Source organism: Glutamicibacter sp. NPDC088483, assembly GCF_044753145.1.
Taxonomy (GTDB): Bacteria; Actinomycetota; Actinomycetes; order Actinomycetales; family Micrococcaceae; genus Glutamicibacter.
Genome location: NZ_JBIVMP010000004.1, coordinates 378,849 through 402,314, shown reverse-complemented (window position 1 = coordinate 402,314; position 23,466 = coordinate 378,849). Strand labels below are relative to the sequence as shown.

19 protein-coding genes are annotated in these 23,466 nt (G+C 62.1%); 2 read left to right on the top strand and 17 right to left on the bottom strand.

Features of this window, described 5'->3' with window-relative positions:
* The 11 genes from ACIP6G_RS10955 to ACIP6G_RS10905 form a co-directional block, all read right to left on the bottom strand.
* On the bottom strand, nt 1–1,557 hold a 1,557-nt coding region (locus ACIP6G_RS10955; RefSeq protein ID WP_400290028.1), incomplete at its 3' end, for a sigma-70 family RNA polymerase sigma factor.
* A 387-nt stretch (nt 1,558–1,944) separates the two neighbouring features.
* A complete protein-coding gene (locus ACIP6G_RS10950) occupies nt 1,945–3,255 on the bottom strand; it encodes a hypothetical protein (RefSeq protein ID WP_400290025.1) in 1,311 nt (436 codons plus the stop codon).
* Nucleotides 3,252–4,616 carry a glycosyltransferase gene (locus tag ACIP6G_RS10945; protein WP_400290023.1) on the bottom strand — a complete coding sequence of 455 codons (1,365 nt, stop codon included), beginning with the start codon at nt 4,614–4,616 and terminating at the stop codon, nt 3,252–3,254. Before ACIP6G_RS10945 ends, ACIP6G_RS10950 begins: the two co-directional genes overlap by 4 nt.
* A complete protein-coding gene (locus ACIP6G_RS10940) occupies nt 4,613–5,533 on the bottom strand; it encodes an ATP-grasp domain-containing protein (RefSeq protein WP_400290021.1) in 921 nt (306 codons plus the stop codon). Before ACIP6G_RS10940 ends, ACIP6G_RS10945 begins: the two co-directional genes overlap by 4 nt.
* Nucleotides 5,533–6,447, bottom strand: coding sequence for a PIG-L deacetylase family protein (locus ACIP6G_RS10935; RefSeq protein WP_400290018.1), 915 nt, complete (start codon nt 6,445–6,447; stop codon nt 5,533–5,535). Before ACIP6G_RS10935 ends, ACIP6G_RS10940 begins: the two co-directional genes overlap by 1 nt.
* 615 nt (nt 6,448–7,062) lie before the next feature.
* Entirely contained in the window at nt 7,063–7,530 is a 468-nt protein-coding gene (locus ACIP6G_RS10930) for an LPXTG cell wall anchor domain-containing protein (RefSeq protein WP_400290016.1), read from the bottom strand.
* A 118-nt stretch (nt 7,531–7,648) separates the two neighbouring features.
* The gene (locus ACIP6G_RS10925) at nt 7,649–7,966 is read right to left on the bottom strand and encodes a hypothetical protein (protein WP_400290015.1); all 318 of its coding nucleotides are present in this window, start codon (nt 7,964–7,966) and stop codon (nt 7,649–7,651) included.
* Nucleotides 7,967–8,215: 249 nt separating this feature from the next.
* On the bottom strand, nt 8,216–9,598 hold the full coding sequence (gene allB / locus ACIP6G_RS10920; protein WP_400290013.1) for an allantoinase AllB: 1,383 nt from the start codon (nt 9,596–9,598) through the stop codon (nt 8,216–8,218).
* Nucleotides 9,599–9,749: 151 nt separating this feature from the next.
* Nucleotides 9,750–11,543: a glyoxylate carboligase gene (gcl, locus tag ACIP6G_RS10915; RefSeq protein WP_400290011.1), complete on the bottom strand. Its 1,794-nt coding sequence runs from the start codon at nt 11,541–11,543 to the stop codon at nt 9,750–9,752.
* Between the two features lie 267 nt (nt 11,544–11,810).
* A complete protein-coding gene (locus tag ACIP6G_RS10910; protein ID WP_400290010.1) occupies nt 11,811–12,722 on the bottom strand; it encodes a 2-hydroxy-3-oxopropionate reductase in 912 nt (303 codons plus the stop codon).
* 25 nt (nt 12,723–12,747) lie between these two features.
* Nucleotides 12,748–13,551 (bottom strand): hydroxypyruvate isomerase family protein, encoded by an 804-nt coding sequence (locus ACIP6G_RS10905; RefSeq protein ID WP_400290008.1) that lies wholly within the window; start codon nt 13,549–13,551, stop codon nt 12,748–12,750.
* A 640-nt stretch (nt 13,552–14,191) separates the two neighbouring features.
* Between ACIP6G_RS10905 and ACIP6G_RS10900 the strand changes: the two genes are divergently transcribed.
* The gene (locus ACIP6G_RS10900) at nt 14,192–15,715 is read left to right on the top strand and encodes an NCS1 family nucleobase:cation symporter-1 (protein ID WP_400290007.1); all 1,524 of its coding nucleotides are present in this window, start codon (nt 14,192–14,194) and stop codon (nt 15,713–15,715) included.
* Nucleotides 15,716–15,723: 8 nt separating this feature from the next.
* Nucleotides 15,724–16,470 (top strand): aspartate/glutamate racemase family protein, encoded by a 747-nt coding sequence (locus ACIP6G_RS10895; RefSeq protein ID WP_400290005.1) that lies wholly within the window; start codon nt 15,724–15,726, stop codon nt 16,468–16,470.
* Between the two features lie 160 nt (nt 16,471–16,630).
* Here ACIP6G_RS10895 and ACIP6G_RS10890 read toward each other — a convergent pair whose 3' ends face one another.
* The 6 genes from ACIP6G_RS10890 to ACIP6G_RS10865 form a co-directional block, all read right to left on the bottom strand.
* Entirely contained in the window at nt 16,631–18,514 is a 1,884-nt protein-coding gene (locus tag ACIP6G_RS10890; protein ID WP_388024904.1) for an FAD-dependent monooxygenase, read from the bottom strand.
* Between the two features lie 335 nt (nt 18,515–18,849).
* Nucleotides 18,850–20,343: an aldehyde dehydrogenase family protein gene (locus tag ACIP6G_RS10885; protein WP_400290003.1), complete on the bottom strand. Its 1,494-nt coding sequence runs from the start codon at nt 20,341–20,343 to the stop codon at nt 18,850–18,852.
* Nucleotides 20,340–21,008: an HD domain-containing protein gene (locus ACIP6G_RS10880; protein ID WP_400290002.1), complete on the bottom strand. Its 669-nt coding sequence runs from the start codon at nt 21,006–21,008 to the stop codon at nt 20,340–20,342. Before ACIP6G_RS10880 ends, ACIP6G_RS10885 begins: the two co-directional genes overlap by 4 nt.
* A gap of 7 nt (nt 21,009–21,015) precedes the next feature.
* Nucleotides 21,016–22,311, bottom strand: a complete 1,296-nt coding sequence (locus ACIP6G_RS10875; protein WP_400290000.1) for an NAD(P)/FAD-dependent oxidoreductase — start codon at nt 22,309–22,311, stop codon at nt 21,016–21,018.
* Nucleotides 22,312–22,313: 2 nt separating this feature from the next.
* On the bottom strand, nt 22,314–22,634 hold the full coding sequence (locus ACIP6G_RS10870; RefSeq protein WP_400289998.1) for a 2Fe-2S iron-sulfur cluster-binding protein: 321 nt from the start codon (nt 22,632–22,634) through the stop codon (nt 22,314–22,316).
* Nucleotides 22,635–22,684: 50 nt separating this feature from the next.
* Complete coding sequence (locus tag ACIP6G_RS10865) at nt 22,685–23,431, bottom strand: SDR family NAD(P)-dependent oxidoreductase (protein ID WP_388024898.1); 747 nt, start codon at nt 23,429–23,431, stop codon at nt 22,685–22,687.
* Nucleotides 23,432–23,466: the final 35 nt, after the last annotated feature.

Here is a 23,466-nt window from a genome sequence, read left to right as displayed (position 1 = left end):
AGTTGGTTCAGGAGTCAGTTCCGGAGTTGGTTCAGGAGTCAGTTCCGGAGTTGGTTCAGGAGTCAGTTCCGGAGTTGGTTCAGGAGTCAGTTCCGGGGTTGGTTCAGGAGTCGGCTCGACTGAAGGCTCCACCGTTGGTTCCGGAGTCGGCTCCGGGGTTGATTCAGGAGTCGGCTCGACTGAAGGCTCCACCGTTGGTTCCGGAGTCGGTTCCGGATTCGGTTCCGGAGTCGGCTCGACTGAAGGCTCCACCGTTGGCTCCGCAGTCGGCTCAAAAGTAGATTCAGAGGTCGCTTCAGGTGACGGTCTTGCCGCTGGCACATGTGACAGCGGGTAAAACGGCCTCGTGAATGGCGATTCCACTTGGTTTGTGAATTCTAATTCGTCTTTCGCATCAGGAACGGTTCGCCCAGTCAGGTCCCGCAAGAACATGGCACGGCTCATGACGGCAGATGGCTCGGCCCCAACCATCGGGGCTTCGACTCCTTCCAGCTGGGGCTGGACTGCGCTTTCGGGTGCGCCCCTTTCTCTTTCATCATGCACGATCAGTATCGGTATCAGACCGATGGCGGACGCTGTTACGGCGACACCCACCAAGCCAACGCCTAAAGTAACGGCCAGGCTACTACCTCCTGCAATACTCACACCGGCCCCCGAAGCAACAGAAGCTGCTGTCCCGGCAGTAGCTCCACCAGCAGCCGTTGCCGTGGCTGCCGAAGCTCCCATTCCTGCAATACCTCCCGAGGCAGGAATTCCCAGCGCAGTAATCCCTCCAACGACCAGAGGAAGGACGAAAGCACGCAAAGTAGCACCGATTTCGTCCAATTCCCCGAACACTACTGCGCAATTCGCGCACGACTTCAAGTGCGCCTTGACTCCACGCTCGTTCCGGCTCCCCAGCGTTCCGCGGATAAAGGCCGGCAGATGTTCACGAATATCGGAACAGCTTGCGGGCAACCCTGACTGGCCATTCATATGCGCAGCCAAGTAGGCTTCGCGCAGTCCCTCTCGCGCGCGTACCGCCAATGCGGAAACCGCATTGGGTGTCATGCCGAGCATTGGCGCAACGTCTCTCGGCGGCAGTTCCTCTACTTCGGTGAGCCACAGGACCGTCTTCCAGCGCTCGGTCAAGGCCTTGAACGCGAGGATGGCAAAGGTGGATTCATGGCGTTCCATCGCCTCGTCCGCGTGCGCATCGCCTGGCAGGAAGTCCTGGACGTCTTCGACGGTAATCTGCTTTGATGCTGATTTGTTCCTGGAAAAGGCTTCGCGCGATACCGCAGTCAGTAAATAGGCGCGGAAGAACTCATCAGGTCCTGCCCCACGTTCGATGATACGGAAGACCCGCAGGAAAGCTTCGGAGACGACATCCTCGGCATCGGAAGGAGAGTTCGTATGCCTAAACGCTACGTTCAGCGCCACTTGCCTGTGCCGTCGATACAGGTGGTCCTGGGCCTCGCTGCTTCCGTTCCTAACGCCACGAATTAAATCTGCATCGCTGACGTCAGCAAAGCGTGCCCCAGAATCTATTGTCATTACGTCCCCATAACGTTTCACGCGACAGCGCCGGTACCCGCCGCCGATCGCCCCAAGGATTCCCCAATCCCCGGAGCCGGCAAACGGCAACCAATGCCCCGTCGACGATGCCGCCCGACTTTGGACGGCATTTTCATCCTTTAGAACCTATCAGGATTTTTCCAATATCTCTATGAAATGGGTTCGAGAATCCTGAAAGGTGGGCGAGCTCCATCCCCCAAGCTTGCAACTCGCCCACCCGTCAGCATCTTCCCCATAAGACAACTGGACGTCTCGAAACCTCATAATTCCTTGTTGCCCAGTTCAGCGCGTACATCACTTAGATACGCGGAAAAGGGAATCATGACGCAAGAATCCGGATTAATCTGAAATTTTTTCTTCGAGCCGGAATTCGCATAGATTCCGCGATTAGTCCGCATCCGGGCGAGTAGCAGGAACCTGGCTCCAAGCACCCTCCAATGCGGACCATATGCTGTCGTCCATTAACGAAGTGGGGGTAACGGAGACATGCAGCAATGAATGGTCCTCGGCATTCAGCAGTTCCTTGCTCACGGAACTGCTGTCCATGGAACCTGCGCCTTCCCAAAGCCCGATTTCCAAGGAATACTTTTCAGGTTCCTGCTTTATGTACCGCTGTACCAATTCGTCTGTCGAAACCCGATTGGACGATGCGATGCCCCGAAAATTCCAGATGTTCAGGCGGTCAACCACGTTCAGAAGCTGCCCGTAGTCTTGTCCGGAATCAGGGCGTCCCCTTGGATCTCCGTTGGCAGGTGATCGCACATCCATGGTGAGCACCGGACCGGTTTCGTCCAGACTTCCAGCCACTTTCTTCATGATCGAGGTGACTGCGTTTGACCGCCATAGGTAGATTTGCTCTGACGTGGAATCAATCGTTCCGTCAGCAGACCTCGGCCAATCAGGGCGCTCGCTGAACTTCGCAAAATTCTCCAAGTCATCCTCGCCGAACGTGTAGCTGGGAAACATCAGCTCCGTGACGTTGATGCCATCGGGTGCATAGCGCCGAACGGCTTCACTAACCAGCTCGACAAGCCTGGTATCAAGTCCATCCTCTTTCCACGCCGAGATACTTGCCCAGTTCTTGGAAGGATGCCCCTCGGAGTTGATTCCTGCTAGCGATGGACGGCGCTCCAGCTCTCTGCCCAGCAACGTATCGATATTCAAGTAGATTGTTCGAGGTCTACCCTGCTCATCGCAGCGGAAGGCACTAATCGCTTCGGCAACATAGTCCCGCCCGGTTTGCGTGACTTCGCTGGATTCGACATCGCGTTGGGCTGGCCAGGGGAAAGCCACCCAGTCGAGACGTCCAATGGAGAGCGATACTCCTGTCGCCCTGACCGAATTTAATCGACGGGCAATTTCCGGAATACGGTCAGGATCTTCGGCGGTAATATCTTCAAAACCAACGTTCACAACTCTGGAAAATCGGGGAAGTTGGGCGTCTATCTTGGAGTGGCGCATGCCGAGGTTGTCTCCTGGGGAACTGGTGCCCTCTGCGCGAGGGGAATCTTGGCAGGCATGCTGCGGAGGCATCGGCGCAACCACCGTGGGGTCCGGCGTGGGGGTCGGTTGATAGGCTGCAGAAGTGGGGAATCCGGTCATGTAGCAAGCAGCCGCCAACAAAAGAAAAGTCACCAAGCCCGCTATGGCTGCCATTGCCAGTTTCCGGCGTTGACGCTGCATCTTGGCCGTGCTCATGATCCGCTTCCAAGAATGGCAGAGAACTCGCCGCTGGAAATGACACCGGTTCTTTGCAGCTTGTTCCATTTGGCGGGCCTCCCGCGGATCTCAAACGCTACCGCTGCGAGCATGGTGAGCCCCATCCCCGTGGCATAGAACGGCCATAGCGGAAGGGTCCACAGGTTCGCCAAATCCCTCCATGCAGTGTTCAACGCAATGCCAAGAACCACCGAAGCCAGCGTGATTCCGATGCCAATCCAACCGACCACCATCGCGGTGCGACCAATTAAGGTTGCTTCTTCTTCGCCGCCGAAGGTAATCAGCCCGGCCGGGATGAAATAGAGCAATCCGGCAAGCACCAGGATCTGAGCCAGTGGCACCACCACCATCGTGAGAAAATTGAACAGCAGGAACACTCCGAACGGCCCGAACCGGGGGTTGCCGTGCATCCGCCAATGCATCTTGATCGATTGCAGCAGGCCCCGTGCCCAGCGGACTCGTTGCTTCCACAGCGCCTGCAGCGTAGAAGGCGACTCCGCCAAGACAATCGCGCGTGGTTCAAAAGCCACACGATATCCGGCACCGTAGAAGCGCCAGGTCAATTCCAAGTCCTCTCCAACCGTATCGGTGCGGAACCCGCCAAGATCCCTGACCAGATCAGCACGGAATGCACCTATATTCCCGGAAACCACCGGCAAGCAATGAATCAGGGACAGCGCCCGCCGAACAACTCCCGTTCCCAGATGCGAAAGGACCGAAAGCATCTTGGTCAGCACCCTGTCCAGGTTTACAGGCCGGTCATCACCGCAAACCGCGCCCACCTTCACATCGCGGAATCCGGTGAGCAACCACGGAATAGTCACCGGCGAAAAAATTCCGTCGGCATCGACAAAAACCAGTATCTCTCCAGTCGCGAGGGCAATCCCACGATTAAGTGCCGCGCCTTTGCCGGCGTTCTCCTGGCTGATGGCCTGCACCAGGCGATGCTCCTGAGCCAGCTCATGCATCAGCCGTGCGGTGCCATCAGTGGATCCGTCATCAACAATCACCACTTCAGCGAGGTTTCCCTTGCTGCGGACAATTGATTCAACGCAGGCGCGCAATACCACTTCCTCGTTATAGGCCGGGATGATTACCGATACCCTGTAGTCCGGGATCTGCCCGAAATGCCTCGACGCCCGGGTTCGACGGCGGGGCCGCAGAATAGCGTTTGCCGGGATACCAGGAGGCAATGACGACAGCTTCCCGTACCGGGTGAAAAGCAGACCCCGGCGGCATTCGAAAAGCAACGCCAAGGGGATCAACCCCAGCTTGAGCACGCCGACGGAAAGGATGACTGCGGTCAGTGTGTAATAGCCAAGAACGAGTGCCGAACTCATGCACAGCCAACTTGCGCTGTGGACGCCACCCCGAGCAAGCGCAATGCAGCATCCAGCAGTTCCGGCGCGGACTGGCTATTGGCTCCAAAACGGGCATTGACCTCGAGCACCACCGGTTGCCCATCGCCACCCAGGCGCACGTCCATGTCTACCGGCCCGACCAGCTCTAGCGACTGCACTGCATTCTTGGCCACCCACGCAACATGAGCGGCTATTGGATCATTCGACTCGCAGCGGCGCACCGATACTGCGTTGCCCACGAGTCCCTCGCGCAGCTCGGTCTTCTCCACCACCACGCAGACCTCGATCTCCCCGGAATCAGGGTTCCTGAAGATCATCGGCGCGAATTCGCGTCCGGGGGCAAAGCGCTGCACAAGATCCCGCGTACCAGCCAGTACGCGGCCTGCCCCGAGGTCTCCTGCCGTAGCCAAGCGAACGCCCCGTCCTCCGCGTGATACGCGTGGCTTGATGATGATCTGCTCTTCCGGGCTGAACTGCGCCAAGGCTTCGCCACTGCCAGCGTTGATCCGGGCAAAGTCGGGGACGGGCACGTTGTCCCCTCGCAAAGTCAGCATCGTGTAGTACTTGTCGTCGCTGATCAGCACGGATTCTTTCGAGGAAATCAATAATCGGGCTCCGGCCGATTCCAGCAGCTCTCGGATACTCTCTGCCGAAAGCACCGGGAGTTCTTCGCTGACGGTAGGGATAACCAGTTCAGCTGAGTGCTGGAGAACAATCTCTTGAAGCCGAGTGGGGTACTGCTGGTGACTGGCTGCTGGAACCTGGTGGAAGGCGTCGAGCAGCGGATCAGTTGTTGGCACCATGTCAGCGCCGATGACGCTATGTCCTCGCGCATGCAGCTGGCGCGCAAGCGAGCTTCCTGCTGGACCGCCGACCCCGGTGACCAGAATCTTCATTAGAAATCCCCCACTGTGGTTGATACGAGGCGCATTACTTCAAACCCTTCGGCCCGCTGCTGCTTGACCTGATTGCCACGGAAAGTGGCCATGGACTCGATCCGCGCACGGGTCATATAGGGCTTGTTCCGCTGATCGGCATGTAGCTTGATGGCTTCCACCTTGACGTCGGTGTAGTTCTCGACGTCAACGAAGAAGCTTGGAGAGAAATCATTGCCCACCGAGGGGCTCTCGAAGCAGAGTATGGAGGGCAGTCGCCTCCCGGCGCGCATTACTGCACGGTGCACCGCCTCATGGTCTTGGTGGATATCAGTAGCAGAATGAGTCAGCACGACATCCGGTTCGAAAGCAGCGATTTCCTCCTCGATCGCTGCAACCATCAGGTTGGAATTCTCCGACAGCCGCGTATCGCAAAAGGACCGCACCGTATGGGACTGGGCACCCAGGTAACCGGCTCCGCGTCGGGCTTCTTGAATCCTGCGAGGAGCATGTCCACCACTTTCACCCTGCGACATGACGACAATACGCACATCATGGCCGGCATCCACCAGTTTCGCGATGGTTGCACCGCAAGCCAGCTCAACATCATCGGGATGTGCTCCGACAGCCAGGAAGCGTCGCGGACGGGTGTTGTTTCGAGGCCTTCGTTGCAACGCCAACATGGACAGGCAGAAAATCAATAGAGAGATGGCCATCATTATGGCCACCACTGCCCCGATGTCCGACTGCTCTTGGGAAAGAAGATGCCAGCAGGCCGCGGCGACGAGCACCAAGTTGCCAGCAACCCAAGCGACAAGGATGGTCTTGTAGTGCGTAAAGTCGCGCACCAGCCATCGTCGTCCCCGCCGGCTCAATGCACTGAAGATCGCGGTTATAGAGGCCACAATGCCGAAGATTGCGAGTGACATACTCATGACGTTCCCTTTCTATGGAGCGTTCAGAAGCGGATCCTTTGCGTTCTTGGCTCTGGTCCTCCTGATAGCGAAGAAAGCCGCATCCCCATGCTGCGCCTGGATTGTTGGGAGATTCCTAAAGCGCATGCTTTCATGCCATCAACGAGTGCCCAATCGATGGATCCATAGAGTTAGAGGGCGCCTGGGTTCACTTCGTGACGGCACTTTCGCAGGAATTCCGAAACTGCGTATCGGCGAGCAAGCAATGCCCATGGTAGTGAGAGCTACAACTGTCAGCTCACTAACGGTTTCTACCGAGGTCCTAGATTCTGGTGAGTCATCGCTGCAGGTTCACAGGGCGGAGGGAACCAGACCGGCAAAGTTCAGATGAGAACACCGGGCGGAGAGGCCATCAGCAACGCACCAAATAAGCCGGCCGGTTGAGTCAAACTCAGGGCGGTCTGAAACAGCTGCCCGTTTTTGCACATCAGCCTGATACGCAAGACGCCCGACCGGAAAGTTAATTCCAGTCGGGCGTATGCGCGAACTATCTTCAACAGCCTAGCTGATCGGTTATACGACGATCGCAAGAGCCTGCTCCGTGAACAGTTCACAGCCTCATTCGAATCCTAGGCTTTAGCCATGACGGCGGTTGCTGCGCCGAGAAATCAGCACACCAGCAGCTGCCAAAAGGAGTCCAGCGACCAACACGTACAGCGCGGTGAAACCTGTGTCCGCAAGCTTGTCATCCTTTTCAGATGGCTGCGGAGCTTCGGCTGAGTCTTCAGCCGAAGTTGACTTCTGAACGAGATCTTCCTCAGCTTCATCGGGATGCCACACCGTATGCCCCGGTGCAAGCACCACTGCGGCATGGAGCTGCGGGTCTTGGGCTAGCTGCAGGGAAATCTTCTCGAGTTCTTCCAGCGCCTCGAATGGCCGCTCCGAGAAATCATGGACGGCACCCTTCCGGTCCCCCATCCAGGATTTCGCGAACCAGGTCCGTCCGGTTTCGGGCGCTGCGCGCACCAGCAAGAGGCGTGATGCGGGATCTGCCCAGCGCAGGAAGCGTGGCAAGGCCGGGTGCACCCGGGTTGCTTCAACCACCGCTATACCTCCAGCCCGTTATCACGTGGGCCAAGCCAAGTGCGGCCCTGCATGGGCTTGAGACTACCAATCTCGTCTTTGACTAACTATCCCGTTGCGTCCGGCCGAATCCCTGTGCTCATCTGCTGTCCTCTAAACCGCGGTTCAAGGCCCCGGTCCGGCGCAGGTCCCCGAGCGCCGAAAGCACTTCAATCCGCGGTGCCGGGAGTTGCCGGGTACCGCTGGCTGGACTCGGAGCTTCATCACGCTCGGCCGGACGCTGATCAGTTGGAGTGCCGTTGGCATGACGGCGCCAATGGGCATAGGTCTTGAGCCCGAAGGCAAGGAGCACAGCCATGAGGATCGCGCCGAGAACCAGCGACGCCTGAACCACTTCGCCCAACGCCAGATCGTCGACTTCTTTGCTCATTATCGAAGCAGCAGTAATCGCGTTCATACCCATTTCCTGTATTCAGAGTGACGGCTGCTCTATCCCCATAGTGCTGACAGTCTATGAGCTGGGCAGCCCAATCCTTTAACGCCACATCCAATCGATACCTGTTTGTTATGCGCCAGGGAAATAGCCTGCGTACCACCGGTGAATACGCTGCGAATCTGTGGTGGCCAAAGCACGCCGGGGCTATTATTGCCCACGGCGCGGCAGAGCCCCCGTCCTGCGGACAGGGGCTCTGCGAGGTACCGGTTCCTAGCTCTCGCGGCGGATCAGCTGACCCGTTGGATTCTGGAAATCCACGTCGGTCCCGGCAATGATGGACCGGCGGACCACGCCGCTCAGCGTCTTGCCCTGGTACGGGGAGATCGGGTTCTTGTGGTGCAGCTTCTGGACGTCCACCTCGAAGGTGTCCTCAGGAGCGAAGACCGCGAAGTCCGCGTCCTTGCCTACCTCGATGCTGCCCTTGGCGCTCAGTCCGGCAAGCTTCGCGGGATTCAGGCCCATCCACTGCACGACCTGTTCCAGCTTCAGCCCGCGCTTCTTCGCCTCGCTCCAGATCAGCGGCAGCCCCAGCTGCAGCGAAGCCACTCCGCCCCAGGCCACGCCGAAGTCGCCGTTCTCCACATCCTTCAGGTCGATGGTGGACGGGGAATGATCCGAAACGATGCAGTCGATGACGCCTTCTTCCAGGCCCTTCCAGAGCAGCTCGCGGTTGTCGTTCTCGCGGATCGGAGGGCAGCATTTGAAGGCGGTGGCACCGTCGGGGATTTCCTCGGCCAGCAAGGTCAGGTAGTGCGGGCAGGTTTCCACGGTGAGCAGCACGCCCTCGGCCTTCGCCTCGCGGATCATCTCAAGCGCATCCGAGCTGGACAGGTGCAGCACGTGGGCGCGCACTCCGGTTGTGCGGGCGCGTTCGATCACCTGCGCGATGGCGGTGTTCTCGGCATCGCGCGGGCGCGAGTCCAGGAAGCCGGCGTACTTGCCGCCCACCGGTTGCGGGGAGTTGCCGATGATATCGGAGTCCTCGGCGTGCACGATCATCAGCGAGTCGAAGGAGGCCAGTTCGGCCATGTCCTCTTCCATTTCGCCAACGCTCAGGGACGGGAACTCGTCGACTCCCGAATGCAGCAGGAAGCACTTGAAGCCGAAGACTCCGGCCTCGTGCAGCTCGCGCAAATCCTTTTTGTTGCCCGGGATGGCACCGCCCCAGAAGCCGACGTTGACATAGGCGTTCTTGGAAGCGGCCGCGCGCTTGATTTCCAGCGCTTCGAGGTTCACCGTGGGCGGGATGGAGTTCAGCGGCATGTCCACGATGGTGGTCACCCCGCCGGCAGCGGCGGCCTTGGTCGCCGACTCGAACCCTTCCCATTCGGTGCGGCCTGGCTCATTCACGTGCACATGGGTATCAACGAGTCCGGGCAGCAGGACCTCGTCGGAGGCCACCTCGATGACGCGCTCTGCGGCCAGTCCGGCACCCAATTCCTGCACGGCGACGATCTTTCCGTCGCGCACGCCGATTTCGCGCGGGCCAATGCCCTGCGCGGTCAGCACTTGCTGGCCGCGCAGCACCAGATCATAGGTTGTTCCGGTGGCGGTCGGGGACGATGTGCGGCCAACAGCTTCGTTGATGCTCATGAGGTGTTCCTACTCGTTAATTGCTAGGTGTTCTTGGGGCTCGGCAGCTCTATGCCAAGTCTAGGTTGTTGTGGCGCGGGGCACACCCGTATTGGTGAACCGGTGCCCCGCGCCAAACTTTGCGGGTTGCAGGTCAGCGACGACTGCCCTTTCACGCACCCACGGTGGCCGAGGCTGCCATCGGCACCAACGCGGTTGGTGCATCGGCGGCGTCCAAAGCCAGGTCTTCGAATTCATTGACTGCATCCAGCTGCGCGCCCATGGCGATGTTGGTGACCTTTTCCAGAATCACTTCCACCACAACTGGCACCTGGTGCTCTTCGGCCAGCGCATTGGCCTGCGCGAATCCGGCAGCCAGCTGGCTGGGATCCTCGACGCGCACGGCCTTGCAGCCCAGGCCCTCGGCGACCTTCACATGGTCCACGCCGTAGCCGTTGGTTTCCGGGGAGTTGATGTTATCGAAGCCCAGAGACACGTGGTAATCCATCTCGAAGGCGCGCTGCGATTGGCGGATCAGTCCGAGGTAGGAGTTGTTGACCACCACGTGCACGTACGGCAGCTTGAACTGGGCGCCGACGGCCAGCTCCTCGATCATGAACTGGAAATCGTAGTCTCCGGAGAGGGCCACGACTTTCTCCCCCGGCTTGCCGCGCACGACGCCCAGGGCGGCCGGTCCGGTCCAGCCCAGCGGGCCGGCCTGTCCGGCGTTGATCCAGTTGCGCGGCTTGTAGACATGCAGCATCTGCGCGCCGGCGATCTGGCTGAGCCCGATGGTGGACACGTAGGTAGTGTCCTGGCCGAAGGCGGCGTTCATTTCCTGGTAGACGCGCTGCGGCTTGATCGGCACGTTCTCGAAGTTGGTCTTGCGGTGCCCGGTGGACTTGCGCACGGTGGCCTCGTTGGCCCAGGCCGAGTAGTCCGGCAGGGTGCCGGCGGCCTTACGCTCGCGCACGACTTCCAGGATGGCCTCGATGGCGGCCCCGGCATCCGAGGTGATTCCCAGGTCCGGGGAGAACACCCGGCCGATCTGCGTGCCTTCGATATCCACGTGGATGAATTTGCGTCCGGCGCGGTAGGTGGCCAGATCCCCGGTGTGGCGGTTGGCCCAGCGGTTGCCCAGGCCCAGCACCACGTCCGATTCCAGGAAGGTCTGGTTGCCGTACTTGGTGTGCGTCTGGATGCCGACCATGCCCGACTGCAGGCGGTGGTCATCCGGGATGGCGCCCCAGCCCATCAGGGTCGGGGAGACCGGGATGTCCAGTTCCTCGGCAAGTTCGACCAGCTGCGCGCTGGCGTTGGCGTTGATCACGCCGCCGCCGGCAATGATGATCGGCTTGCTTCCGGAGAGCAGCAGGTCCACGATCTTCTCGGCCTGGCCGCGCGTGGCCTTCGGCTTCTGAACCGGCAACGGCTCATAAGCATCGATGTCGAAGTCGATCTCGGCCATCTGCACGTTGATCGGCAGGTCTATCAGGGCCGGGCCCGGGCGGCCCGAGCGCATGATCTGGAAGGCCTTGGCGAAGGTGCCCGGAACCAGTCCCGGCTCCAGCACGGTCGAGGCGTACTTGGTCACCGGCTTGGCGATGGACTCGATGTCCACGGCCTGGAAGTCCTCCTTGTGCAGCACATTGGTCGGGGCCTGCCCGGTGATGCACAGCATCGGGATGGAGTCGGCGATCGCGGCGTACAAGCCGGTGATCATGTCGGTGCCGGCAGGGCCGGAGGTGCCCAGGCACAGGCCGATCTTGCCGGTGGCCCGCGAGTAGCCGTCGGCGGCGTGGCTGGCCCCCTCGACGTGGCGGTGCAGGGTGTGGCGGATGCCGCCGTGAGCCTTCATGGCCGAGTACAGCGGGTTGATCGCGGCTCCTGGCAGGCCGAACGCCTCGGTGGCGCCCTCCTTGGCCAGGATCTGGACGACGGCGTCGATTGCGCGCATCTTAGGCATGGGAATACGTCCTTTGGAACGAGAAGAAGAAAAGAAGGATACCTACGGCGGGAAGCCAAGGTGCATGAGTCACCACAACGCCGCTTCCTTGAGCACCAGCTAGCGGCGATGAACTGGAACAAAGCCCATTGCGCATCGGGTACGGTGCGTCGGGCCCCTGCCGTGTACCAGGGGTCCGGCGGCACCGGAGCGTAGCCGGTATTGCGCGGCCGCTAGCTGAAGAAGCGGGTTACCTAGTTGTCCCCGCCGTAGGAAGATGTGGTGGTGCTAGGCAGGGACCGGGGCGTCGATCTTTCCGGCCAGGCGCTGCACCCCGCGGAAGAGGCCCGAATGGTCCAGTGCCCCGTCGCCGGAAGCCACGGTGGAGGTGACCAGCTGGGCGACCAGTGCGCCCAGGGGCAGCACGACACCGGCTTCGCGGGCCGCGGAGGTCACGATGCCCATGTCCTTGTTGTGCAGGGCCAGGCGGAAGCCCGGGACGAATTCGCGGTCCAGGATCTTCTGGGCCTTCTGGTCAAGCACCTTGGAGCCGGCCAGGCCGCCGCCGAGGACCTTGATGGCCGCGTCGGTGTCCACGCCATAGGCCTCGAGGAAAAGCACCGCTTCGGAGAGCGCCTGGATGTTGGCGGCGACGATCAGCTGGTTGGCGGCCTTGACCGTCTGCCCCGAGCCCGACGGGCCCACCAGCACGATGGTCTTGCCTACGGCTTCGAGCACCGGTTTGGCGGCCTCGAAGTCAGCCTGCTCGCCGCCGGCCATAATGGACAGCACGCCCTCGATGGCGCCGGCTTCGCCGCCGGAAACCGGGGCATCGAGCGGGCGCAGTCCGGCGTCTCGGGCCGAGGCCGCAAGCTCGACGGCCACGTCGGGACGGATCGAGGAGTTGTCGATCCACAAGGCTCCGGCCTTCGCGTTGGCGAAGACGCCCTCTTCGCCGAGGGTGACGGCCTGGACGTCCGGGGAATCCGGGACCATGGTGATGACCACGTCTGCATTGGCCACTGCCTGCGCGATGGAGGCGGCCTTGGTTCCGCCAGCGGCGGCCAGCTCGTTGCCGGCCTTGTCGCTGCGGTTGTAGCCGGTGACGTGATAGCCGGCGTTGACCAGGTTCTTGGCCATCGGCAGGCCCATGATGCCCAGTCCGATGAAGGCGATGTTCTGCGACATGTGATTCTCCAAAAATTCTTGTGCGAAAAGGTGTTCTCTAGACTGCGGCGCTGCTGCTGGCGCTCTGGAGCCAGTCGAAGGCGGTGGCCGCTCCCTGCTTGTACTCCAGGGCGACCTTGCCGGTGTAGCCCAACTCGCGCGAGCGCTTGATCCAGTCCTGCAGCGGCAGGTCCCCGGTGCCCGGAGCTCCGCGGCCCGGCGCATCGGCGATCTGGATATGGCCGAAGTCCTTGGCATGCGCTTCAATGACGGCGGACACGTCGTCGCCGTTGACGGACAGGTGGTAGAAGTCGGCCAGCAGCGCGATGTTTCCTTCGCCCTGGGCCTTGACCGCCTCGACTACCGCAAGTGCCTGGGCCGCAGTTTTCAGCGGGTAGGCCTCCGTGCCGGAGACCGGCTCTATCAGCACAGTGCCGCCAACCTTGGCCACGCCCTGGGCCGCGGCCACCAGGTTTTCCAACGCCAGCGCATCCTGGGCTGACGGGTCGGCGCCCTCGATGCGGTTGCCATACAGGGCGTTGAAGGCCTTGCAGCCGGTAGCTTCGGCGATGGCAACCACGGCGTCGATATTGTCCTTGAATTCGGACTCGCGCCCCAGCCATGAAACCAGTCCGCGGTCGCCTGCCGGCATGTCGCCGGCGAAGAAGTTCAATCCGTCCAGCTGGACGCCGGCGTTGGCCAGCGAGGCGAGAAATTCGTCGACCTGCTTGCCGGAGGGGGCGGCTTCGCCAAATGGCCACCAGAATTCGACGCTGTCGAAACCCGCCTGCTTGGCGGCATCCGCGCGCTGCAGCAGCGGCAACTCGGTGAGGAGGATCGAGCAGTTCAGAGTGTAGGACACTGGATTTCCCTTCAAGAACACCTTCCAAAGATTCCGCTTTATGGAAGTTAGCTTTTGCTTTATGAAAACTCTAGGACGAGACGCCAATCACTGTCAAGAAGGTTTCGGGACGAAGTGCCGATGCGCGCGGAGTCGCACAGAAGGGGGCTGCAGTGGCATCAGGACAGGAATGGTGCCCGGTGCGATCCTGATAAAAGCAGGCTCATTAGCGGATTCCGGGAATGGAATAAAAGGCTCCGGAATCCGGCCAAAATACCATCTGGTGAAATTATCATCTTCTATTGCGGGAATGTGATCCAGTGCATAAAGTGGTGGTTACTCACCTGGCACATATCTCGGAGTGACTTCCTAGCTCAGGAGCAGCCATGCTTTTTCCACCGTGCATCACGCACAGCGCACAGCGGCTTGCCGCTGCGCCGCGCCCGGCCATGCCGCTTCTCGGCTCGCCGGCCGAGTTCTACGTTAATTTCGGACAGCCGATCTACCCGTAAGCGGGCCCGCCTACCTGTCCTGCGTCCCCGCAGGCAGGCACGGGCCGTTCCCCTGAACGCTCCGCTTCCCAGATCTGTCATCTTCCCCTGCCGCAGTGCGCCCGAATGCGCCTGCCCGGATGCATGACCCTTTGACAAGGATGTCCATCATGTCGCAAAAGACCCCTGAAATGGTGCCCGAGGCCGCACCGCAGGAAAACCCGCCCGCTATCGACCGGGCCAACCCCTTCGAATTGAGCGCGTCGCTCTACAACCAGGACCTGGCACCAACCACCCGCTCCGGGCGCACCTGGAGCTCTTACAGCATCTTCACCCTGTGGGCCAACGACGTGCACTCGCTGGGCAACTACACCTTCGCCATCGGGCTCTTCGCGCTGGGCATGAGCGGCTGGCAGATCCTCGGCGCGCTGGGCATCGGAGCGGTCCTGCTCTTCGCGCTGCTGAACTTCTCGGGGTTCATGGGCGAGAAAACCGGTGTCCCTTTCCCGGTGATGAGCCGCATCGCCTTCGGCATCAACGGCGCCCAGATCCCCGCGCTGCTGCGCGGGGCCGTGGCCATTGCCTGGTTCGGCATCCAGACCTACCTCGCCGCCCAGGTCCTCGCCGTCATGGTGATTGCCGTGGCCCCGGGGTCCGCAGCCCTGGAGCAAACCAGCTTCCTGGGACTGAACGCCCTCGGCTGGATCTGCTTCGTCGCCCTCTGGGCGGTGCAGCTGGTCATCGTCAGCTACGGCATGGAGATGATCCGCAAGTACGAGGCGTTCGCTGGCCCGGTCATCCTGGCCACCTTCCTGGGCCTGGCCATCTGGATGCTCTTCGAATCGGGTTTCAACGTCTCGATGAGCACCGGCGAGTCGAAGACCGGCATCGAGATGTGGACCGCGATGTTCGGCGCAGCCGCCCTGTGGGTCTCGATCTACGGCACCTTCGTCCTGAACTTCTGCGACTTCACCCGTGGCGCATCCTCCAAGAAGGCGATCGTGAAGGGCAACTTCTTCGGCATCCCGCTGAACATGATGTTCTTCGGCGCCATCGTGGTGGTCCTGACCGGTACGCAGTTCTCCATCAACGGCCAGGTCATCACCTCGCCGTCGGATATTGTGGGCGCGATCCCGAACACCTTGCTGCTATTGCTGGCCTCCGCCGCCCTGCTGGTGCTGACCATCGCGGTGAACCTGATGGCCAATTTCGTGGCACCGACCTACGCATTGACCAACCTGCTCCCGAAGAAGCTGAACTTCCGCACCGCCGCACTGATCTCCGGAGTCATCGGTCTGGTCATCCTGCCCTGGAACTTGTACAACTCCCCCGAGATCATCAACTACTTCCTGGGCGGCCTGGGCGCGCTGCTTGGCCCGCTGTTCGGCATCATCATGGCCGACTACTGGCTGATCCGCAAAGCCCGGATCAACGTCTTGGACTTGTACCGCTCGGATGCCGAAGGCACCTACTACTTCACCCGCGGCGTGAACTACCGGGCCGTCGGCGCACTGGTGATCAGCTCGGTGATCGCACTGGTGCTGGCCTTCGTCCCTGCCTTGCACGTTGTCGGCCCGTTTGCCTGGTTCCTGGGTTCGGGCGCCGGCGCCCTGGCCTATCTGGTCTTGGCCAAGCGCCAGCACGATCTGGCAGACATCGATGGCGAGCCAATCGCCGTGGCACCAACCCATTAGGAAAACTCATGCGCATTCTGATCCTGAACGTCAACACCACGCAGTCCATGACCCGCGCCATCGGGGATTCCGCCCGGCAGGTCGCCTCGCCCGGCACCGAGATCGTCGAGCTGACCCCGGATTTCGGGGCCGACTCCTGCGAAGGCAATTTCGAAAGCTACCTGGCGGCCATCGCCGTGATGGACAAGGTGGTCCGCTACACCGAGCCGTTCGACGCGGTCATCCAAGCAGGCTACGGCGAGCACGGCCGCGAGGGCCTGCAGGAGCTGCTGGATGTCCCGGTCGTGGACATTACCGAAGCCGCCGCCTCCACGGCGCAATTCCTCGGCCACAAGTATTCGGTGGTCACCACGCTGGACCGCACGGTGCCGCTGATCGAGGACCGGCTGAAACTGGCCGGCCTGACCGACCGGCTCGCCTCGGTGCGCGCCAGCGGGCTGGGCGTGCTGGAACTGGAATCCGATCCGCAGCGCGCGGTAGCGGCCATCGTCGAGCAATCCCGCCAGGCAGTGGAGCACGACAAGGCCGAAGTGATCTGCCTGGGCTGCGGCGGCATGGCCGAGCTGGAGGAACAGGTGCGGCAGGCCACCGGCGTGCCAATTGTTGATGGCGTGCGCGCAGCGGTGACCATCGCGGAGTCGCTGGTCCGCATGGGGCTGAGCACCTCCAAGGTGCGCACCTACGCTCCCCCGCGGCCCAAGACCGTGACCGGCTTTCCCATGACTCCGGCGGCCGTCGTTCCGGCGGGTCTCTGAATGCCAAGCCAAATGGCAGGCTCAGCCCAGCGCGCTCACAGTCAGCCGTCCTAGAGTTATAAGTACCTCATGAAGGTGCGAGTGATGACAAAAGGAAACCCCGGTGCTTCGGCACCGGGGTTTTCTTCTTGCCCTGCTCTCCATCGAGGACCGGATTGGCCTAGGAGAATTCAGGCACCTTCGGCAAAGCCATGTTCTTCGAGAAGAACTCGGCCAGTTCCGCGCGGGCAGTCAACGGCAAGACCTGGGCGACATACATGTCCGGGCGGACGACAACCAGGGCTCCGGCCCGGTCGATCTTGCGCTCGGTGAAGATATCCTGATGCGGGATCGCGGCATAGACCTTCTCCCAGTCGGTGATCTGGACCTGGCCCACCTTCGGCAGGAACAGCCGTGGCACCTTGTTGATTTCCACCTCATGGTAGTCCTGCTGGTAGATCACCTTGGCGTCGAATACGCTGTCGATGTCTTGGCCCTCAGCGGTGTACGCGGTAATTGGCGAATCGGCAGAATTCTCCAGCCATTGCGCCAGCTGTTCGAGCTCTTGCCCCGATTCGTCGGCAAAGGCGTAGAGCCTCCAGCGCCCATCGGCCCGGAAGTGGTGCCCGAGCTGCACCGTGGTGGTATCGCAGACGCGGGAGACCTGCGCGGATTTGAAGCGCATGCCCACCGGGAAGCCTTCGGCCAGCTTCTGGTGCGCGGTCCCGCCGGTCAGCGTGGACAGCTCGTACTTGGTGTCGAAGCCGCCGGGGAAGTTGGCGGTCTTCACGAAGAAGTCGATGATCTCGTGCGGGCCTTCCATTTCCTCCGGGCTGCGCGACATCATCGCAGACCATTCCTTGTCGTAGTCGATGAGCTTCTGCGCAACATCCTGGCGCTCTTCGTTATAGGTCTTCAACAGCGACTCGTCGCTGCGCCCGGTGAGTACCTGGCCCAGCTTCCAGGACAGGTTCCACCCGTCCTGGATGGAAACGTTCATGCCCTGGCCGGCCTTGGCGCTATGCGTATGGCAGGCATCGCCGGCGATGAACACATGCGGGTTCAGCGATGGATCATTTTTCGCGGCGACATCATCGAAGCTCTGGGCCACCGAGTGGCGCACCTCGTAGATGCTGAACCAGGTCACCTCGCGCACATCCACCGAGTACGGGTGCAGGATGCGGTTGGCGCGGGCGATGGCTTCTTCCGCGGTGGTGGCGCGGACCTGCGCCCGGTTCTGGTCGTTCGGGGTATCCAGCGACACGTAGAAGCGAGTCAGGAAGCCGCCTTCGCGGGGAATCAGCAGGATGGATCCGTCTTTGTCGGACTGGATGCCGCTGCGCGTGCGGAAGTCCGGGAAGTCGGTGTTGGCCAGCATGTCGATCACTGCCCAGGCCTGGTCGGCAGGGTCGGTGACCACCTCGACGTCGATGCAGCTGCGCACCTTGCTCCGCGCGCCGTCGCAACCGACAACATATTTGGCGCGCACCGTGCGCTCGATGCCGTGCTCGTCATTGATGCGGACTTCTACCGGATACTCGCCGGAATCGTGGACCACCAGGTCCAGGAATTCGACACCGTAGTTGATGTTGATGCGGGCCGGGCCGTTTTCTGCGCGCTCTGCGAAGTAGTCGATCACGCGGGCCTGGTTGACGGTGAGGATCGGGAATTCGCTGACATATGCCGGCGGATCATCAGCACGGGCGCCACGGGCAATTTCGGCAGGGTTCTGCGGATGCGGACCCCAGAAGCTCATCTCGCGCATGTGCGCTGCCTCGTGCGCGATCTCGTCATAGAACTCGAAGGCCTGGAAGGTTTCGCAGCTGCGCGGGAACAGGCCGTCGGCGCGGCCCGCGGCCAGCCGCTCCGGGCGGGCTTCGATGATGCGGGTGTGGACCTCGGGATACTCGGTCAACTGGGCGGCCTGGACGATGCCGGCCGGTCCGGCACCGACAATGAGCACATCCATCGTCTCGGGCAGTTCAGCAGTACGGTTCAGTCCCGTACCTTCTGCATTCCTGATACGAGGGTTGCGGCCGACATATCCGTCGTGGTGGTACTGCATCCTGGAGCTCCTTAGCTGGGTCGCATGATCTTCAAGCAGGAACTGCACTGTCGCTGCCGACCATCCGGACAAGTTCTTCATGCCCGCTTGATTGTGATGCGGAACACGTTGAGGACTAGTAGCAAGCCTGCGCCCTTCTGCGGGGAAGCACCACGTGAATCTTCCACCCAGCGGAAGCCTTCTTTTAAATCTCCATGTATCGTATTTGACCTGGGGTTCCAATGATTCCAAGGCGCTTTCCACGGCCAGCGCCGCGGCCAGAAAAGGGCAGCAGGGTGTCCCGGGCCATCTGGCCCGGGACACCCTGCTGCGCTGCTTGCCGGCCGGTGTTCTTGCTAGCGGACCTGGCGATGGATGGACTTGTAGCTCAGGTACGCCGAGAGGCCCTCGGGCCCGTATTCGGCACCCAGGCCGGAGTCATGGCGCCCGCCAAATGGCGCCGCATGGTTCGAGGCGAAGAAATTGATGCCCACACTGCCCGAATCGATCCGGTCAGCGACCTGCACCGCATGCTGCTCGTCGGCACCGAAGACCAGGCCGCCCAACCCGAATTCGGTGTTATTCGCCAGGGCAATGCCCTCGGCTTCGTCCTGGTACTTGAGCACGGTGATCACCGGTCCGAAGATTTCCTCGCGGGATATCCTCATGTCCGGCGTGACACCGGCAAAAACGGTTGGCTCGATGAAGTATCCGCCGGCCAGCTCGGCCTCCATCGCGGCCTTGCGGCCACCTGCAACCGCCTGCGCGCCTTCGGCGTGGCCTGCCTGGAGGTACCCCAGTACCGTCTCGTACTGGCTCTTGTTGGCCGAAGGGCCGAACACGGTGCCGGCCTGCAGCGGGTCCCCTTGGGTCCCGGCGGATATCGTTGCGCGCACCGTCTCCACGACGTCGTCGTAGCGCTGCACTGGGGCCAGGATCCGGGTAGAGATGTAGCAAGTCTGCCCGGTATTGCGCATGCACGAGCGGATCAGCCGCGAACTGAGCACATCCAGATCGGCATCCGGCAGCACCAAGGCGCTGGACTTGCCGCCCAATTCCACGGTGACCGGCCGCAGCAGCTCGCCGCAGGCCGCGGCGATCTTGCGCCCCACCGGCGTCGACCCGGTGAACGCGACCTTGGAGACCAGCGGATGGCGGACCAGTTCATTGCCCATGCGCCCCGGCCCGGTGACCAGGTTGGCGACGCCCGCCGGCACTCCGGCGGCAGCCATGGCATCCATGATGATGCGGAAGGACAGCGGTGTTGGCGAAGCTGGTTTCATGACCACGGTGCACCCTGCCAGCAAGGCCGGGGCCAGCTTGATCACCATCAGGTTGATGGGGAAGTTCCAAGGGGCAATCAGCGCGCAGACCCCCACCGGATCACGGCGGACCAGGGATTCCCCGGACCCGTTCGGGAATGGGCGCAGGTCCTCGTTTTCCAGCAATGGAGCCAGCGTTGCGAAGTAGCGGAAGATTCCGGCGGCATTGGCGGCCGCTCCCCCGGTTTCAGAAATCGGGGAGCCGTTTTCCAAGGTATTGGTTAGCGACAGCTCGGTGGCCCGGGCCTCCACTTCTTCAGCGATGCGCAGCAGCAAGGCCGCACGATCCGAAGGCGAGTAGCTTCGCCACGGCTCACCGCGGAAAGCGGCGTGCGCGGCACCCACCGCGCGGTCGACGTCCTGGCTGGTGCCTGCCGGGACCGAGCCCCATACTTGTCCGGTGGCCGGATCGGTGACCTCGATGCGCTGGGTACCCGCAGAGGGAACCCATCCACCATCAATGAAATGCGTATCGACGTGGCGGTACGGGATCGCCAAGCTGTCGCGGGCGGATGCGGCCGCGCTCATCGCAGGGCCTTGGTACGCAGCAGCGACCGGGAGCGGGCCAGGTCAGCGGTGGCCATGGCCACGGCCGCCTCGGTGATCAGCTCCGGGATGATCTCGGTTTCCAGCCGGTCGGTGTAGGTGCTCGGGTCCTGGCCGAACCAGCCCGAAGCCAATGCGATGCCCGCCTGGTCGAAGCGCCACAGCCGGTCCGCGTCGCGCATCAGCGCATCTTCCAGCGAATAGGCCACCGGACGGGTGTCATGCCCATCGATGATCGCGCAGACGGCCTCGACGAACTGCGCGCCATAGCCCAGCGGCGGCAGCACGCGCCGGGCCACTTCGCAGCCCTCGCGCTCGTGCTCGTAGCGGATGTCCGCCTTGCGCCAGTCGCCGCGGAAGCCGTCGGAGATGATCTTTTCTTCATCGACGTGGGCCCAGCCGGTGTCGTGCAGCAGGGTGGAAACCAGCACCAGAGTGCGGTCCGCTTCCGGATAGGCGTCGCACAGGCGACGGGCGAAGGACAGCGAAATCGGCAGGTGGATGTCGTTGCCGCGGGCACGGGTTTCCGGTTCCACCGCGGCCCAGATCTTGTCTAGTTCGCCGTCGAAGTGCTCATCCAAGGCAATGGGCCTGGTGTTGATGGAGCCCTGCGCAGGCAGTGGCCGGGTCTCGTTCAGAGTGGTCATGATGTCCTCAGGCAATCAGGGTCTTGAGTTGGACAGCAGTATCGGCGCTGGCCTGCGGGTCGATGTTCTTCCCGGCCGCCAGGGCCTGCTTTACCGCCATGAAATCCAATGGCGCGTTCACGCAGTCGGCCGCGATGATCTGGCCTTCGCGGTAGTACAGCACGGTGAATTTCCCCTTCTGGGGTACTTCACGCTTCACCATCTTGTCGAAGCCCATGGACAAGCCGGCGATCTGCAGTTTCATGTCGGCCTGGTTGGACCAGAACCATGGGATGCCGGCGTAGGCTTCGCGCTGGCCCATCAGGGCGTAGGCGGCCACCTTGGCGTGCTCCACGGCGTTGTTCACCGATTCCAAGCGGATCCGCTCGCCTTCAGGGGCGCCGGGCACCGGGTTGGGCATATTGGCCACGTCGCCGACTACCAGCGTGTGGCCATCCGAAGCCAGGGCCGCGTGGTCGACGACGATGCCGTTATCGATGCGCAGGCCGAGTTTTTCGCCGAGCTCGGTGTTCGGGATGACGCCGATGCCGATCAGCACGATTTGCGCGTCGATCATTTCCCCGGATTCCAATTCGACGGCGCTCACGTGGCCGCTTGCGCCGTGGATCTTGCGCACCCGGGCGTCGAGGTGGATATCGAGCCCCCGTTCCCGGTGCTTGCGCAGGAAGTAGCTGCTGGTGTCCTCGCCCACGGCGCGGCCCACCAGGCGTGGCCCGTATTCCAGCACGGTGACCTTCTTGCCCATGGCCTGCAGCGAGCTGGCTGCTTCCAGGCCGATGAATCCGCCGCCAATGACCACCACGTCGGTGGCCTTCGGGGCCAGGTCCTTCAGGTGCAGGGCGTCGTCGGCGTTGCGCAGGTACACCACGCCGTGCAGTCCGCTGCCTTCTGCTTCGAAGCGGCGTGGGCGCGCGCCCACCGCCAGCGCCAGACGGGTGTACGGGTAGCGGGTGCCGGAGCTGCCCACTGCGACGCCGGAGCCATCCGCATTGGAGGCGATTTCCTCGATGCGCTCGCCCTTGACCAGGGTGACGTTGTGCTCGTCCCAGTACTCGTTGGAGCGGAAGATCAGCGACTCGCTGCCGATCTTGTCCTGCAGGAATTCCTTGGACAGCGCCGGGCGCTGGTAGGGGCGGTGGTCTTCATCCCCGAGCAGCGTGATGTGCTCGTCATAGCCCAGCGCGCGCAGCGAGATCGCTAGCTGGACGCCGGACTGGGAAGCGCCGACAATCAGCAGGCCGGTGGCTGTTTGCGCCTCTGGGGCCGGGGCGCCGGCGGTGGATACGGCGGTTGCGGTTTTCATGGCTACACCTGGGTTTCCGGGGTGGTGACGTTGATCGTTTGCCCTTCGCACATCTTGATCTGGCAGGACAGCCGCGAGTTGTCTTCACGGTCTTCCGCGGTGCCGTAGAGCATCTCGTCTTCCATCTCGCTCATTGGCTCCAGCGAATCCAGGTCATTCTCGGCAACGAAAACGTGGCAGGTGGCGCAGGATAGCGAGCCGCCGCATTCGCCAACGATGCCTTCGACACCGTTGCGTACAGCGGTTTCCATCACCGAGTCGCCGGTGTTGGCCTCGATGCTGCGTGCATTGCCTTCGAAATCAGTGAAATTTATTGTCGCCATGATGATCACTCCTAATTTGGTGATTGAAGTCTTGTCCGATGAAGCATGAATCAGATGAATTGGCGTCCGCCGTCAACGACGAGCGTCTGCCCGGTGATGAAGGAGGAGTCCTGTCCGGCCAGGAAGAGCGCGGCTCCGACAATATCGGCGGGCTGGCTAGCCCGCTTCAGCGCCCCGCGGTCCACGCCGTAGCTGGCCGCGTCTTCCATCAGCCCCAGGCTTGCTTCGGTGAGGGTGAACCCCGGCGCGATGGTGTTCACGGTGATTTCCCGCCGGCCCAGTTCCTTGGCCATCACCCGGCTCAGGGCGATGACGCCGCCCTTGGAAGCCACGTAGTGGGCCCACTGCTCGGAGCCGGAGTACACGGTGGCGCTGGCCAGGTTGATCACCCGTGATCCGGCGGCCAGGAACGGGGAGACCGCGCGGGTGACCATCCAGGGGCCCTTGAGGTTCACGCCCATGACCTTGTCCCATTCGCCGGGGTCGATGTCCTCGAACAGCGAGCGGGTCACGGTGGCGTAGATCGCGGCGTTGTTGATCAGCACGTCGATGTGCCCGCCAGCGAATTCGGCGGCGCCGTCCGCCATCTTGTCGGTGGATTGCGGGTCGGTGACATTTACTTCGAAGGCCGCGGCCTGCCCGCCGGCCTCGCGAACCAGCTGCACGGTCTGCTCGGTGCCCGCTAGGTCGATGTCGGCGGCGGCTACCCGGTAGCCGCGTTCGGCGAACCCGAGGGCGAAGGCCCGGCCCAGTCCGCCGGCGGCTCCGGTGATCAGCACCGTTGGTGAGCTGCTCATGGATCGTGCCTTTCAACAGAAGAAAAGATTCTTGG